The organism is Terrabacter sp. Soil811, from assembly GCF_001429655.1.
In the GTDB taxonomy this organism is placed as follows: Bacteria; Actinomycetota; Actinomycetes; order Actinomycetales; family Dermatophilaceae; genus Terrabacter.
In genome coordinates, this window is the sequence record NZ_LMSX01000007.1 from 392008 (window position 1) to 406596 (window position 14589).

General features: G+C 71.9%; 13 protein-coding genes. 4 read left to right on the forward strand and 9 right to left on the reverse strand.

The features are described 5' to 3' along the window. Positions 1 to 9: 9 nt before the first annotated feature. From ASH01_RS08735 to ASH01_RS08770, 8 genes are all read right to left on the reverse strand, one after another. Positions 10 to 1017 carry a GNAT family N-acetyltransferase gene (locus ASH01_RS08735; protein ID WP_056774316.1) on the reverse strand — a complete coding sequence of 336 codons (1008 nt, stop codon included), beginning with the start codon at positions 1015 to 1017 and terminating at the stop codon, positions 10 to 12. A 105-nt stretch (positions 1018 to 1122) separates the two neighbouring features. Beyond that, positions 1123 to 2502, reverse strand: a complete 1380-nt coding sequence (locus tag ASH01_RS08740; RefSeq protein WP_056774319.1) for an acyltransferase family protein — start codon at positions 2500 to 2502, stop codon at positions 1123 to 1125. A 172-nt stretch (positions 2503 to 2674) separates the two neighbouring features. Next, positions 2675 to 2968 carry a DUF6458 family protein gene (locus ASH01_RS08745; RefSeq protein ID WP_056774322.1) on the reverse strand — a complete coding sequence of 98 codons (294 nt, stop codon included), beginning with the start codon at positions 2966 to 2968 and terminating at the stop codon, positions 2675 to 2677. 99 nt (positions 2969 to 3067) lie between these two features. Then, positions 3068 to 3946 (reverse strand): hypothetical protein, encoded by an 879-nt coding sequence (locus ASH01_RS08750; RefSeq protein ID WP_156415502.1) that lies wholly within the window; start codon positions 3944 to 3946, stop codon positions 3068 to 3070. Positions 3947 to 4002: 56 nt separating this feature from the next. Beyond that, complete coding sequence (locus tag ASH01_RS08755; RefSeq protein WP_056774327.1) at positions 4003 to 5889, reverse strand: NHL domain-containing thioredoxin family protein; 1887 nt, start codon at positions 5887 to 5889, stop codon at positions 4003 to 4005. After that, on the reverse strand, positions 5886 to 6692 hold the full coding sequence (locus ASH01_RS08760) for a carbon-nitrogen family hydrolase (RefSeq protein WP_056774329.1): 807 nt from the start codon (positions 6690 to 6692) through the stop codon (positions 5886 to 5888). The genes ASH01_RS08755 and ASH01_RS08760 overlap by 4 nt, the downstream gene beginning before the upstream one ends. Before the next feature lie 211 nt (positions 6693 to 6903). After that, positions 6904 to 7107: a DUF6767 domain-containing protein gene (locus ASH01_RS08765; RefSeq protein WP_056774332.1), complete on the reverse strand. Its 204-nt coding sequence runs from the start codon at positions 7105 to 7107 to the stop codon at positions 6904 to 6906. Positions 7108 to 7163: 56 nt separating this feature from the next. Beyond that, positions 7164 to 9269, reverse strand: coding sequence for a cytochrome c oxidase assembly protein (locus tag ASH01_RS08770; RefSeq protein WP_056774335.1), 2106 nt, complete (start codon positions 9267 to 9269; stop codon positions 7164 to 7166). A gap of 26 nt (positions 9270 to 9295) precedes the next feature. Here ASH01_RS08770 and ASH01_RS08775 point away from each other — a divergent pair, with 26 nt between their 5' ends. Then, the gene (locus tag ASH01_RS08775) at positions 9296 to 10159 is read left to right on the forward strand and encodes a maleylpyruvate isomerase family mycothiol-dependent enzyme (RefSeq protein WP_235509579.1); all 864 of its coding nucleotides are present in this window, start codon (positions 9296 to 9298) and stop codon (positions 10157 to 10159) included. A 192-nt stretch (positions 10160 to 10351) separates the two neighbouring features. After that, positions 10352 to 11140 (forward strand): sigma-70 family RNA polymerase sigma factor, encoded by a 789-nt coding sequence (locus ASH01_RS08780; RefSeq protein ID WP_200959116.1) that lies wholly within the window; start codon positions 10352 to 10354, stop codon positions 11138 to 11140. A 120-nt stretch (positions 11141 to 11260) separates the two neighbouring features. Here ASH01_RS08780 and ASH01_RS08785 read toward each other — a convergent pair whose 3' ends face one another. Further along, the gene (locus tag ASH01_RS08785; RefSeq protein ID WP_056774344.1) at positions 11261 to 12016 is read right to left on the reverse strand and encodes a GAF and ANTAR domain-containing protein; all 756 of its coding nucleotides are present in this window, start codon (positions 12014 to 12016) and stop codon (positions 11261 to 11263) included. 232 nt (positions 12017 to 12248) lie between these two features. On the opposite strand from ASH01_RS08785, the gene ASH01_RS08790 reads away from it, so the two are divergent. Together ASH01_RS08790 and ASH01_RS08795 are read left to right on the forward strand one after the other, a co-directional pair. After that, the gene (locus ASH01_RS08790; RefSeq protein WP_056774348.1) at positions 12249 to 12761 is read left to right on the forward strand and encodes a MarR family winged helix-turn-helix transcriptional regulator; all 513 of its coding nucleotides are present in this window, start codon (positions 12249 to 12251) and stop codon (positions 12759 to 12761) included. 1 nt (position 12762) lies between these two features. Then, positions 12763 to 14508, forward strand: a complete 1746-nt coding sequence (locus ASH01_RS08795) for an MDR family MFS transporter (protein WP_056774351.1) — start codon at positions 12763 to 12765, stop codon at positions 14506 to 14508. Positions 14509 to 14589 lie beyond the last annotated feature (81 nt).

Below are 14589 nucleotides of genomic sequence, written 5' to 3' on the forward strand. Positions count from 1 at the left end.
CGAGCGAGGTCAGGCGAGCGACCGCTGGTAGGCCGGGCACAGCTCGACGATGCGGAAGCCGAGGTCCTCGTTGATCGAGACCATCCACGAGTTCGTGTCGTCGTTGCCGGTGACGACCCGCTGCCGCTCGGGGTGGTCCACCTGCAGACGCCGGAGGTTCTCGACCTTGAGGGCCATGCCGAGCCGACGTCCCCGGTGGTCGCGGTGCACGAGCGTCCCCCACTGCCAAGCGATCCCAGGGGCGCCCGAGGGCAGCATGAAGTCGGTGTAGGCCACGACGTCGCCACTGTCCTCGTGGACCGCGACGGTCGTCAGGCGTACGCGCCCTTGGGCACTCGCGACGTCGAGGTACTCCCGGTAGCGCGCCGGCGTGAGGGACTCCTCCTCGAACTCGATGTCGCCCGTCGGCGCGTCGACGGCGAGCTGGTTCATGACGGCGCAGAGCGACTCCTGCAGGTGCTCGGGCACGCCGCCGACATGGGTCTCGAGGCGGTAGACGCCCTCCCAGCGCGGTCGGGCGTGCTCGGCGTGCCGGGCGAGGAGCTCCTCGGCGACGGGCAGCTGGAGGTGGCGCATGATCTCGGTGTTGCTGAGGTGGAAGCCGTGCCGCTCGGCGAAGCGGCGGTAGCCGTGTCCGTCCGACTCCGGGGGCACGAGGAAGTCGACGACCATCGTGACGCGACCCTCCTCACGGGCCCGCTCGAGGAGGCGCTCGACGAGGGCGGTGCCGGCGCCGCGCCTGCGGTGGGCCGGGTCGACCTGGACGTCGGTCCACGTCATCGTCGTGTTGTCCGACAGCGGCAGCCAGAGCGTCGCGACGCCGACGAGCTCGTCACCGTCGTGGGCCGCCCACATCTCCATGCGTTCGGCCTCGTCGACGTGACGCCACTCGACGAGCGTCTCCGCGAGGGACGGTGGCTCGTTCCACGGGCGCTCGTGGCCCTTGCTGGCGATGATGACGTCGTACGCGCGGGCGCAGACGGCGTCGTCGTGCACGTCGATGAGCCTCGTCTCCATGGCACGACGGTAGGGGTCCGCGCGTGGGCGCTGCCATCGAGTTTCCCTGGGACGGAGCGCTCACTCGACAGGGACGGGGCGCTCACTCGACGGGTGGAGCGCGCGTCAGGTGCGGGGTGCGCGGGGGCGGGTCGCCCCTAGCAGGAGCAGGCCGGCCGCTAGGACGACGAAGCCGACGACCGGCGTGACGTCGCCGACGAGGAAGAAGACCGGCCGGTTGCCGAGCACGTCGACGCCGACGATCGAGACGATGAGGATGCCGAAGAAGAGCACGCCCGCCGACACGGCGGCCACGGGGTCGACCCAGCCCCGCGGTTCCGGCACGGCGTCCGCCGCCGGGCGAGGCCCGCGGTCGAAGCCAACGAAGACGGCCACGAGCAGGCCGGTCACGACCGCGAGCACGGCGAAGAGGAGCGGCCGGGTCAGCCACCACTGCCACGACGCGACGGACGGCTGGACGACGCCGACTGCGCGCAGCGCCAGGAGCACCGTCATGAGCGCCGTGAGGTGCCAGAGGAAGGCGGTCATCGCGAAGGGTCCGGCCAGGAAGACCGAGCGCCAGACACGGGGCCGGGCGAGCACGCGCGCCATGACCGGCCGCAGGACGACGGCGAGGCCGCAGATGCCGATGCCCTGGGCGAGCAGGGCCGCCGTGGGCGGCGCCATGTTGGAGACGGCCTGCCCGGAGAGGCCCACCATCGACGTCGGGTAGGGCCCGAACGCGACGGCGAGACCCATCGCGCCGAAACCGAGGAGGGCCATCGCCCAGCCGCGTGCGGTCGTGAGCAGGCCGTCACGCCAAGCGAACCCGAGCTGGTGCAGGGCCAGCCAGACGAGGGCGAAGTTGAGGTTGCCGACGAGCTCGGGGCCGCCCCCGAAACGCACGACGTCGACGACGCACGCCAGCAGGACGAGCACCACGACGACGACGAGGCCCCAGCGCCGGTGGAGGTCACGCATCAGCGGGGCGAAGGCACAGGCCCCCAGGTAGATCCCGACGAACCACAGCAGCTGCGGCACCATGACGAGGGCGTCGCGTGCGAGCCTCCCCGCGTCACCGGGACGCGACGTCAGGCCCGATAGGTCGGCGACGACGCCGAGCGCTACCCAGACGGCGAGGAAGGCCAGGGTGGGGCGCAGCAGGCGCGTCGCCCGCGCCCGGAAGAACGCGGCATACCGTCCGCGGGGCTCGGGTCGCCGGCGCTCGAGCGACTCGAGCGTGTGGGCGTGGGCGACGCCCCCGACGAGGAAGAAGAGCGGCATGACCTGGAGCAGCCAGGTCAGTGGCTGGAGGGCCGGCACGACCGCGAGCGCGTTCGTGATCTGCCCGTCGGGCGTGATCGAGACCATGAGCCAGTGCCCGAGGACCACGACGAGGAGAGACCCGACACGGAGGGTGTCGACCCAGCGGTCCCGGTCGGCGGGGGTCGCGGCGTCGATCTCGGAGGCCGTGCGGGGCGACGCGTCGGGGTGGGTCCGGCTCACGTCTCATCGAAGCACGGACAGCGCCCCGCGCAGGTGAGTTCTCCTGCTCAGGCCACCGTCCGTGGCTCAGCCCCCCGTCCCCCACTCACCCACCGCCGAAAGGCCACGAACCGGAGTTCCGGTTCGTGGCCTTTCGACGGTCGAGGGCCGGGTTCGTGGCCCTCCGACGGTTCTAGATGGTGCCGTCGCGGTGCTCGACGCGACGCTCGACGACCTCGTCGCCGTCGACCCGGCGCTCGACGACGTCGGGAGCGCCCCGGCGCTCCGTGACGACCGTGTGCTGGGTGCGCGCGCGCTGGGCGTTGAGGACGAGCGCGAGGATGATCGCGAGCGCGCCGGCCACCATGAGGATGATCCCGATCGTGTTGCCCGTGCTGCTGCTCAGGTTGAGGACGCTGGAGTCGATGTTCGTGAAGCTGAAGATCGCGCCGACGACGAGCAGGAAGATCCCGAGTCCGATACCCATGAGGTCTCCTTGGCTGGGGTACGCCCTGGACGCGTACCTGCGGTCCACATACCCGCCGGTCGGCAAACCGTCACGATCCCGGCATCGACGGGCCCGCGGTCAGCCGGAGCGCCGCCGCCCGAACGCGAGAGACACGGCCGAGACGACGAGCATGACGACCCCGACACCCACGGCGATCGCGATCTCGTAGTAGAGGGTGCGCGCCGCGAGACCGTAGGCGGCGTCGGCGATGGTGCGCGCCACCTCCGGGTCGACGCGGCGCATGAGCGGCTCGCGCGAGACCATGACGGCGAGGGCGAGCGCGAGGGCCGTGACGATCCAGCCAATGGCGACGAGCGTGGTCGCCGTGCGCCAGCGCCGCGCGAGCGCGATCGACAGCAGCGCCAGGGCGCCCACGACGAGCGGTCCCCACGGGCCCCACGCGTCGGCGATGCGGTATGCCGCCTGGGCCTTCTGCAGGTCGGTGGCCTTGACGAGGGGGATCGTCACGACCGGCGCGATCGACCCGGCGTCGGGGACCCCGGCCTGCTCGAGCGTCGACGTCAGGGCCGGGACCGGGATCGTCAGGCGCACCGAGACGCGCCCCTGGTCGTCGAGCTTCGTGTCGGCCCGGCCCTCCATGACGGCGATGAACTGGGTGTGCAGCGCCCGGATGCCGGTAGCCCAGGCCGTGATGACCTGGGGGCTCGCGACGAGGGCGGCAGCCTGGGTCCGGATCGGCGCCTCGAGCGCCTTCTCGATCGCCGGCTGGAGCTGGACCGCGCCGAGGACGCCCTCGACGACGCCGTCGGTGAGGGCCTCCTGGACCAGCGGTTTCGTGACGACCGGCCGCAGCTCCTCCACGAAGACATCGGTGCGCGTCAGCATGACCGACGCCCAGAAGCCGACGAGCGACACGGGCAGCAGGACGATGGCCAGCAGCCCGCACACCGCCGAGAGGACGGAGCGTCCGCTGCCACCAGATGCCGGTCGTGCCACGTGTGCCGCCTTGTCGTCCGCTGGTCTCGTCACGACCTGCCGGGGGGTCGAACCGGCTAGCTTGCGGCCTGGACCCCGCGAAGGTCGAGAGTCAGTGTGGCATCGGCGGTCGGGTCGAGGGTGACCGGGATCCCCCAGTCCTGCTGGAAGAGGTGGCACGCGGCGTGCTCGGGCACCTCGCCCGTCTCGGGGTCGCCGTCGCAGGCGGCAGCCTGCACGGAGATGTGCAGCGTGCCCGACCCGATGCCGTCACGGAGGACGAGCGTCCGGGTCAGGCCCTCGGCCCGCCCGGCCCCGGAGACGAGGAGCGCGTCGGGCGTCGCGGACACGTCGAGGCGTGTCGGGTCGCCCCAGCGCAGGTCGAGCTTCTGCCCGGTCGGCGGCACGAAGGTCACCTCGAGGGCGACCTCACCGGCGGGCAGCGGAGTCGGCGGCCGCTGGGTGCGGTGGGCGGGGCCGTCGACGCGCTGGGCGGCCTCGGGCAGGCTCACGCGGGTGAGGCGGTGGGCAGCGGACTCGACGACGACGAGGCGCACCTCGCCGGTCTCGGGGTCGTGCTCGACGACGGCGTCGCTCGGCTCGGCCAGTCCCTGGGCCAAGGTCGACACCTGGCCCGTCACGGGGTCGAAGCGTCGGACGGCACCGTTGTAGGTGTCGCTGACGGCGACCGAGCCGTCGGGCAGCTCGGTCACGCCGAGCGGGTGCTGGAGCAGCGCGTCGGCGGCGTCGCCGTCACGGTGACCGAAGTCGAACAGGCCGGTGCCGACGTGGGTCTCGACGACGAGGCCGCCGTCCGCACCGGTCGTCACCGACCGCAGGGCGGAGGTCTCGGAGTCGGCGACCCAGACCCGGTCGCCGGAGGCGGAGGCGGAGAGCCCGGAGGGTTGGGCGAACCACGCCTCGGGTGCCGGCCCGTCGACGAGGCCCTCGTTGGACGTGCCGCCCACGACCTCGACGCGGCCGTCCTCGAGGGTGTTGCCCGGCGTCCACGCCCACAGCTGGTGCGTGCCGGCCATCGCGACGAGGAGCCGGTCGCCGAGCCACGCGAGGTCCCACGGCGTCGACAGCGGCTGCTCGAGGGCGGGACCGCCCCCGGTGCGCTCGCGGAGCTGCGACCCGGTGCCGGCCACGACGTGGACCGAGCCGTCGGAGAAGCGGATTCCCTTGACCTGGTGGTTGACCGAGTCGGCGACGAGCAGGTCGATGCCGAGCCGCTCGGCCACGTCGGGGGTCGCGAGGACGACGCCCTGCGGCTCGTTGAGCAGACCGTCGCCACCCCACCGGGCCCGCTCGGTCTCGAGGTCGTCCTCGAGGTGCACGACCTCGTGGTCGGCCGTGTCACTGACGACGAACGACCCGTCCGGCAGGGCGACCGCCTTGCCGGGGAAGCGAAGGGCGGTGTCGGGGGCCGGCGGCGGGACGTAGGGGTCGTCGCCCGGCCGGAGGGTGCCCTTGGCCCGGTGCTCCTCGACGAGCTCCGTGACGAGGGAGGCGAGACCCGGGCCGTGGCCCTCCCCCGACATCGACGCGACGACGTAGCCCTCCGGATCCAGCACGACGAGCGTGGGCCAGGCGCGGGCGGCATACGCCTTCCACGTCACGAGCTCGGGGTCGTCGAGCACGGGGTGGTGGACGGCATACCGCTCGACGGCGGCGGCCAGCGCGTCGGCGTCGGCCTCGTGCTCGAACTTCGGCGAGTGGACGCCGATGATGGTCAGCGCGTCGGGGAACTGCGCCTCGACGGGCCGCAGCTCGTCGAGCACGTGGAGGCAGTTGACGCAGCAGAAGGTCCAGAAGTCGAGGACGACGACCCGACCGCGCAGATCGGCGAGCGACAGCGACCGTCCGCCGGTGTTGAGCCAGCCACGGCCGACGAGCTCGGGGGCACGGACCTTGACGCGGGAGCGCAGCGAGGCGGTCTCGACCCCGGCACCGGGCGTCACGAGAGCCTCCGGTCGGTCAGCACGGGGAACGTGCGGCGCCACTCCGGCGTCGCCGCGGTGTCGATGTCGATGCTCAGCACCTCCTCGTCAAGGCCGGCGGCGGCCAGAACCTTCCCGGTCGCGTCGACGACCTGCGAGTGGCCACCCATCTCGTGGCGGGCGTGCGTGCCCGCGGTGTTGCACTGGAGCACGACGCACTGGTCCTCGACGGCACGCGCCTGGCCGAGCAGGGTCCAGTGCGCGACCCGCTTGCGCGGCCAGGCCGCCGGGATGACGAAGACCTCGGCGCCGTGCTCGAGAAGGCGCCGGTAGAGCTCGGGGAAGCGCAGGTCGTAGCACGTCGAGAGCCCGACCGGCACCGTGCCGCCGTCCGCGACGGGCACGTCGACGACGACGAGGTCCTCCCCCGCGTCCATGAGGGTCGGCTCGCCCTCGCCGAAGCCGAAGCGGTGGATCTTGCGGTACGTCGCGACGAGCTCGCCGTCGGGCGAGAAGACGAGGCTGGTGTTCCAGAGCCCTCGCCCACCGGGCTCGGCGGGCTCGGCCCGTTCGACGATCGAGCCGCCGTGCAGCGTGACCCGGGCCTCGCGGGCGGCGGCGGCGAGCGCCTGCGCGATGGGCCCGTCGACGGCCTCGGCCCGCTCGTCCCACGCGGTGTAGTCGAAGCCGCCGGCCGACCACAGCTCGGGCAGCACGACGAGGTCGTGACCGGCCTGGGCCCGCACGAGATCGACGACGCGGGCGGTGCGGTCGGCGACCGACTCGTCGTCGCCATAGGCCAGCTGGATGAGCGCAACCTTCATGGTCCAACTCTCACACGGTCGAGCCGGTGCCGGGCCCGCGGTTCCGTCCCGCGGGCACCCTGGGCACGCGAGGCGGCCGACCGCGGTCGCCTGCAGGCCATCAAGGCGAGACTCGCACTCGCGACGCAGGTCGACGCGACGGAGCTCACGGCATACGGCCCCTGTCGGGAGGTCTACCTCGAGTCGCCGACAGGCGACGCCGACGCGGGGGTCACGGAGCTGCGGCAGCCGGTGCGCTGAGCTGCGCCGCGTGGCGCTCGCGGCGTCGTGCCGCGAGCTCCTCGCGGAGCTCCGGGTCGCTCCGGACGAGGTAGACGAGGCCACAGTCCTGCGGTCCGCTCGCCCCCGGGAAGCAGAGGGTGCACGGCTCTCCGAGCCGGGTCGGGCACCTCGGGTCGGACGGTCGCTGCGGCATGTCGCCTCCTCGACGCCAATACTACATCGAGTAGTAGTGAAGCTCCGACCGCCCGGTCAGCGCCGCGAGCCCTCGTCGCGGCGGGCGAGCGCGGCCAGACGCTCGTTGTATGCCGTGAGCTCGGCATCGCCGTCACGGTCGGCCCGGCGGTCCTGCCGCACCGACTCCGCGCTGTCGGTGCGGAACCACTGCAGGGCGACGGTGAGCGCGAGCACGAGGCTCGGCAGCTCACCGATGGCCCACGCCACACCCCCGCCGTAGCGCTGGTCCGCGAGCGGGTCGGTGACCCACGGGATGGCGACCGTCGGGAAGAAGTCTCCGCCGAGGAGCGTCGTGCCGCTGATCATCGCGACACCGAAGAAGGCGTGGAAGGAGATCGTCGCGAAGAGCACGACGAGGCGCAGCGCCGGGCTCCAGCGTTTGGGGCCCGGGTCGACCCCGACGAGCACCCACGCGAAGAGGTAGCCCGTGAGGACGAAGTGCGCGGTCATGAGCAGGTGCCCCGTGTGAGTCTGCAGGGCCAGCTGGAACAGACCGGTCCAGTAGAAGACGACGAGGCTCATGAAGAAGAAGACCGCCGCGAAGACCGGGTTGCCGACGACGGCGAGGAACCGCGAGTGGATGAGCGCGAGAAGCATCTCGCGCGGGCCGAGCGTGCCGTCGCGGCGTGACCGGACGGTGCGCAGCGCGAGCGTCACGGGCGCACCGAGCACGAGGAAGATCGGGACGACCATCGCCTCGAGCATGTGCAGCGTCATGTGCCACGAGAAGGCGACCCGCCCGTAGATGCCGAGCACGCCGTTGGTGGCGTAGACGAAGAGCAGCCAGCCCACGACCCAGCTGACGGTCCGCATCACCGGCCAGGCGTCGCCACGACGGCGCAGGCGCACGACACCGGCCAGGTAGAGCCCGACCGCCAGCAGGCCGGTGGCGAGGAAGAGCCACTCGACCCGCCAGGCCGTGAGCCACGACATCGCCGTGGGGGCGGGTGGCGCGGGGTAGCCGGTCAGCGAGAGCGCGGCGCTCGGGTCTGCCACCGTCTCGGGCACCGGGGGCTCGCTCCGCGCGAGCGCGGTCGCGACGCCGAACGCGAGCGCCATGACGAGGGTCTCGGCGACGGCGAGGCGCACGAAGAGCCGGCTCCGCAGCCTCCGGGCACCCTCAGGGACGCCGGTGCCGGCGGCGCCGGCACCCGAGGTGCCGGTCTCGTCGATGCGATCGAGCGTGACGCGCCGGTGCCAGACGCCCGCGACCCCGAGGACCGCGAAGGCCAGGACCTTGACGAGGACGAGGACGCCGTAGGGCGTCGCGAGGTCGGACCACGAGCCGAGCCGCGTCGTGGCCGACATGACGCCGGAGGCGCCGAGGGTGACATAGCACCAGAGGGCGACGGTCGAGTAGCGGCGGGCGACGACGCCGAGCGCGTCACCCAGGGGACGACGGAGCACGATCAGTGCGAGGAGTCCACCGACCCAGACGGCGGCACTGAGCAGGTGGGCGGCGATCGCGTTGACGGCGGTCTCGTGGTCGGCCGACCCGCCCGCGTGGCCGGCGAGGCCGAGGACGAGCAGGCCGAACGCCGAGACGACGGTGAGCGCGAGCGCGACCGCACGAGAGCGGGCCACGGCGGCGACCGAGGCGACGACGAACGCGGCGACCGCGCTGATGAGCCCGACCCGGAGCGGCTCGATCGACCACACCGACCCGGTGAAGTTGCGTCCGAAGAGAGGGTCGCTGAGCGGCATACCTGCTGCATCGGCGAAGGTGAAGACGACGCCGACGGCCCCCGCGAGCGCCCAGACGAACGCCGCGGCGGTCGCGACCCGGAGGGCGGCGGCGCGGCGCGGCTCGTCGAGCGCGGCGCTCTCGGCGCGCGTGCGGCCGGGGATCATCGTGGCGGCGAGGAGCAGCGAGCCGATGGTGAGCGAGGCGGCGACGTCGTGGACGACCCGGACGAGCGGAAGGGCCCAGCGGACGACCGGGCCCGCGTCGGTCAAGCCGCCGGGCAACGGGGCGGCCGCGCCGGTGTAGCGCGCGGCGACCACGCTCGCCAGCAGACCGACCGCCACGACGGCGGCGAGCACGAGCGGGACGAGCCCGGAGGCCGGGGAGGTGGGGCCTGTCCGCGGGCCGGCGAGACCGTCTCGCTGCAGGGTTGGCATGCCTCAAGGGTAAGTAGTCTGATGACATGCCCATGCATCCGGCCGCCCCAGACGACCGCAACGGACTGATCGACGCGTTCGACCACTCCGTGCAGTCGATCATCGACCTCGGGCACTCCTGCCGAGACGAGGACTTCGAGATCCAGACCGAGTGCCCCGGCTGGACCGTCAAGGACCAGATCGCCCACGTCGTCGGGGCCGAGAAGTCCTTCGCCGGCATGCCGCGGCCCCAGGTCGAGGTTCCCGACTACCCGCACGTCCACAGCGACTTCGCCCGCTTCGTCGAGGTCGACGTCGAGGCGCGGCGCGGCCTCTCCGGACGCGAGGTCGTGGCCGAGCTGGCCGAGTTCCACCCGCAGCGCGTCGCCGACCTGCGCACGTCGGACGCCGACATCGACACCGTGATCGGCGGTTTCTTCGGGCCCGAGACGACCTTCGGCGACCACCTGCACCGTCGGATCGTCGACGCCTGGGTGCACGAGCAGGACCTCCGCGCCGCCCTCGACCGGCCCGGCAACCTCGACTCCGCGAGTGCCGCGGTCTTCACCGCCGACATCCTCGCCGCCCTCCCGCGCATCGCCTCGAGGGTCGCCGGCATCGGGGCCGGCCACGCCGTGGTGCTCGACGTGAGCGGTCCCGTCGTCGCGCGCGGTGGGGTGCGCATCATCACCGGTGACGACGGGCGCCCTTACGGCGAAGCACTTTTCAGCGGCAACGACCGGCCCGAGGGTGAGGAGCAGCTCGACGTCACGTCGATCCACCTCACGACGGACGCCCTGACGCGTCGGGCCGCCGGACGCCGCGGCGTCGACGAGATCCACTACACCGTCACCGGCGACGAGGACATCGCCCGGCGCGTCCTCGAGGCGCTCGTCGTCGTCACGCACTGAGGCCCCTGAGCCGGCTGGTCCCACGCACCTCGGGAACACCGCCAGGGCCGTCGCTGCTCGCGCCCGCGTATACACCTCGGGACCCCTGGACGGGGCCGAAGTCCACCTTGTGTATATAGGGGCAACGGCTTAGCGTCACTAGTAGTCGGTCAAGCCAGCGCCGCATCGGGGATCCGATCCATCGGAGTTGAAATGACCGACCCATCCGTGGGTCCGCGCAAGGATGCGCGAACCAGAGAGCTCATCAGTACCCTGCGCACCTCGGACTCGTCGTCCGAGCGCGCCACCGCCCTCGAGACCGTGACCGTGCTGCACATGCCGCTCGCCCGCTCTCTCGCCCACCGCTACTCGGGCAAGGGCCTCGACCGAGAGGACCTCGAGCAGGTCGCGTTCCTCGCACTGCTCAAGGCGCTCCAGCGGTTCGACCTGTCCAAACCGACCGAGTTCGGCGCCTACGCCACACCCACCATCACCGGTGAGCTGCGCCGCCACTTCCGCGACCACGGCTGGCTCGTCCGCCCGCCGCGCGAGCTGCAGGAGCGACGCCAGCTCGTCACCGACACGAGGTCACGGCTCGAGCAGCGGCTCGGCCACGACCCGGACGCCGGCGAGCTCGCCCACGAGCTCGACATCACACTCGATGCCGTCAAGGAGGCCCAGGTCGCGGCGACCAACCTGCGCCCCGCCTCCCTCGACGCGACGACCGCAGACGGTGGCCGTCCGGTCCTCGACCTGCTCGACGCCCGCGGCGACTCGGGGTCCGACCCCGCCCTCGACGAGGGCATCGTCGTGCGCACCGCTCTCGGGCGGCTCCCCGCCCGGGACCAGAAGCTCGTCGAGCTCCGGTTCGGCGGCGACATGACGCAGGCCGAGATCGCCGAGTCCATGGGGCTCAGCGCGATGCAGGTGAGCCGCCTGCTCCGGCGCACGCTCGACGAGCTGCGCCGCCAGCTGTCCGCGGAGGGCATGGCCTCGGCCTGATCCCCCGCCGCTCCGACCGTGGTCCCGACGCCCGTCAGGCGCGTCGGGGCCACTCGTCATCCAGCACAGGGTCGTGCCCGCGTGCGCGCCCACGTCGGGCGCGTCGGGCGCGGCGTCGGGTCAGACCGTCGAGTCCGCCGTGGCACCGCCGGCCGGGCCGGCATGACCGAACTGCGACTCCTGCCCCTCGATGACCTGCGAAGCCACCTGGGCCAGCTTCATGTTGAGCTCCTGCGAGGTGCTGCGCAGCAGCTCGAACGCCTCCTGGCCGCTGATGTGGTGCGCCGCCATGAGCAGACCGACGGCCTTGCCGATCTCGCGGTTGCTCGTCAGCCCCTGTCGGAGGGTCGCCGCCTCCTCGCGCGCCCGGATCGCCATGAGCGCGACCGAGGCGAACGAGGCGATGACCGCGCCGACGTCGGCCGACTTCGAGGTGAGCCCGCCGGGGGTGTCCGAGAAGAGGTTGAGGGCACCGACCTTGTCGCCCTCCAGCAGGAGCCGGTAGCCGATGGCCGACCGGACCGGCGTCTCGGCGACGATGCGCTCGGTGAAGCGCGGCCACGGGGTCTTCGCGTCGGTGAGGTCGGCGTCGTGCTGGTAGGCCTCGGAGACGATGGCGTCGACACAGGGGCCCTCGCCGACCTCGAGCTCGATCTGGTCGATGCGTCGGGCGATGTCGTCGGTGCTCGCCGCCGTGACGTAGCGGTCGCGCGTGCGCACGAGGAGCGACGCCCGGTCACAGCCCTCGACGAGGCGTAGCGCGGAGTCGACGAGCGACTGGTGGATCGAGCCGGCGTCGGCGCCGGCATAGATCAGGGCCGACATCTGTCGGAAGGCGTCGTTGATCGTCGGATCGACGGGAACGTCGCTCGTCATGGCACTCCCTGCACATCTGGCCCGGCTGCTCCGCACACTGCTGGACGGTTCGGGCACGTGAGTCATCCTCGCACCTCCCCGATGGCGCGAGACCACAGACAACCACATGAGCCCCGCACGTGGCGAGACGATCCGATGGCTGGACAAACCTTCGACAGGTGAGTTGACAGCCGAGACGGTTCGGGCAAATACTTGCATGCTGCAAGCAAGTAGTTGACCCAGGGGGCATGTGATGGCCGTGAGCAGGGACGAGGCGAACGACGTCTTCCTCGGGCTCCTCCGCGTCCAGAAGCTGCTCGTCGCGGCCAAGCACACCGCCCCTCGGCTCGAGGACGGCGTGGACGTCACGGCATACCCCGTGCTCTTCGTCGTGGCGGGCCAGGGCACCGTCCGCATCTCCGAGCTCGCGACGACGCTGCACAACGACGTCTCCACCGTGAGCCGCCAGGTCAGCGCACTCGTGGCGAGCGGACTGCTCGAGAAGAGCGCCGACCCCAGCGACGGGCGGGCGTGGGTCGTCTCCCTCACCGACCACGGCCGCGCGGCCCTCGAGCGCATCCAGTCGAGCCGCGCCAGGTGGTTCCAAGGGCTGCTCTCCGAGTGGGACGGCCCTGCCGCCGAGGAGTTCGTCGACCGGCTCCGCGAGCTCGGCGACGCGCTCGACAGCAACCTCCGGGCCCGGGGTGCAGCGCCGCCCCCCATGCCCTTCGACTCCACCAGAGCCCAGAAGCAGAAAGAGGACTGACATGTCCGACACCACCGCCGAGCCGCCTCGCGTCGACGCGACCGCGGACGCACCAGCCGGTGCAGGCCCCGACGCGCGACCGGTGCTCTCCCACAAGGAGATCCTGACCATCCTCGTCGGGCTCATGATGGGGATGTTCCTCGCCGCGCTCGACCAGACCATCGTCGCGAGCGCCATGCGCGTCATCGCCGACGACCTCAACGACCTTGCCGGCCAGGCATGGGTCACGACGGCATACCTCATCACCGCGACGATCACGACGCCGCTCTACGGCAAGCTCGGCGACATCTACGGGCGCAAGAAGCTCTTCATCTTCGCGATCACGATCTTCACGATCGGCTCGATGCTCTGCACGCTGTCGTGGTCGATCCCGTCGCTTGCGGCCTTCCGAGCCGTCCAGGGCATCGGCGCCGGCGGCCTCTTCTCGCTCGCCCTCGCCATCATCGGCGACATCGTGCCGCCGCGTGAGCGCGCGAAGTACCAGGGCTACTTCCTCGCCGTCTTCGGCACCTCGAGCGTCCTCGGCCCGGTCATCGGCGGCTTCTTCGCCGGCCAGGAGACGCTCCTCGGCGTCACCGGCTGGCGCTGGGTCTTCCTCGTCAACGTGCCGATCGCCGTCGCCGCGCTCATCGTCGTGACGCGCACGCTGCACCTCCGGCACACGCGTCTCGACCACCGCATCGACTACTGGGGCGCCCTCAGCCTCTCGGTCGCCCTCGTGCCGCTGCTCATCGTGGCCGAGCAGGGACGTGCGTGGGGCTGGGGTTCACCGACCTCCATCACCTGCTACGCCATCGGCCTCGCCGGTCTCGTCGCCTTCTTCCTCTTCGAGCGGTCCATGGGTGAGGAGGCGCTCATCCCGCTGCGCCTCTTCACGAACCGCACCGTCGCGTCGTCGTCGGTCGCCTCGGTCTTCATCGGCATGGGCATGTTCGGCGGCCTCGCCGCGATCCCGCTCTACCTGCAGATCGTCAAGGGCTCGTCGCCGACCCAGGCCGGCCTCCAGCTGCTCCCGATGACCCTCGGGATCATGGCTGGCTCGATCGTCTCCGGTCAGCTCATCTCCCGGACCGGGCGCTACCGCCACTTCCCGATCATGGGCGCGGCGATCCTCGTCCTGTCGCTCTTCGCCTTCCACTTCGTCGGCGCGGACACCCCGCTCTGGAAGACGATGATCGTGATGTTCTTCTTCGGTATCGGCCTCGGCTTCAACTTCCAGCCGCTGACCCTCGCCGTGCAGAACGCCGTCGACCGCCGCGACATGGGCGTCGCCACGTCGTCCGCGACCTTCACCCGCCAGATCGGCGGCACGCTCGGCACCGCGGTCTTCCTGTCGATCCTCTTCTCGCAGGCCGGCACGAAGATCTCCGAGGCGTTCGCGGCGATCGCCCCGACCCCGGAGTTCCAGGCGGCCCTGCGCAACCCGACCGGTGGCGACCCGGCTGCCAACAAGGCGTTCATCGAGCAGCTCCAGGCCGCGCGGCAGTCCGGCGGCTCGGGGGCGGGCGTCGGCGGCGCGGCCCTGTCGGACAGCTCGTTCATCAACCAGCTCGACCCGGCGCTCGCCAAGCCGTTCCTCGTCGGCTTCTCCGACGCGATGTCGGTCGTCTTCGTCGTCGCTGCCGGGGTGCTCGTCCTCGCGTTCATCGCCACGCTCTTCCTGCCGAACATCGACCTGGGCCCCAAGCCCGGTCAGGCCGCGCCGGCGAAGGACGAGGACGTCGTGGTGGCCCCCGCCGGCCACTGACCCTCCGGGCACACCCCGCCCCACCGTCGAGAGGCCACGATCTGTGGCCTCGGAGCAGTCGAAAGGCCACTTCTCGTCGGA

What these genes read in the sequence shown, in the direction of transcription:
- ASH01_RS08735 (WP_056774316.1), bottom strand. Translation starts at nt 1,017, where the DNA reads ATGGAGACGAGGCTCATCGACGTGCACGACGACGCCGTCTGCGCCCGC.
- ASH01_RS08745 (WP_056774322.1), bottom strand. Translation starts at nt 2,968, where the DNA reads ATGGGTATCGGACTCGGGATCTTCCTGCTCGTCGTCGGCGCGATCTTC.
- ASH01_RS08760 (WP_056774329.1), bottom strand. Translation starts at nt 6,692, where the DNA reads ATGAAGGTTGCGCTCATCCAGCTGGCCTATGGCGACGACGAGTCGGTC.
- ASH01_RS08765 (WP_056774332.1), bottom strand. Translation starts at nt 7,107, where the DNA reads ATGCCGCAGCGACCGTCCGACCCGAGGTGCCCGACCCGGCTCGGAGAG.
- ASH01_RS08770 (WP_056774335.1), bottom strand. Translation starts at nt 9,269, where the DNA reads ATGCCAACCCTGCAGCGAGACGGTCTCGCCGGCCCGCGGACAGGCCCC.
- ASH01_RS08775 (WP_235509579.1), top strand. Translation starts at nt 9,296, where the DNA reads ATGCCCATGCATCCGGCCGCCCCAGACGACCGCAACGGACTGATCGAC.
- ASH01_RS08780 (WP_200959116.1), top strand. Translation starts at nt 10,352, where the DNA reads ATGACCGACCCATCCGTGGGTCCGCGCAAGGATGCGCGAACCAGAGAG.
- ASH01_RS08785 (WP_056774344.1), bottom strand. Translation starts at nt 12,016, where the DNA reads ATGACGAGCGACGTTCCCGTCGATCCGACGATCAACGACGCCTTCCGA.
- ASH01_RS08790 (WP_056774348.1), top strand. Translation starts at nt 12,249, where the DNA reads ATGGCCGTGAGCAGGGACGAGGCGAACGACGTCTTCCTCGGGCTCCTC.
- ASH01_RS08795 (WP_056774351.1), top strand. Translation starts at nt 12,763, where the DNA reads ATGTCCGACACCACCGCCGAGCCGCCTCGCGTCGACGCGACCGCGGAC.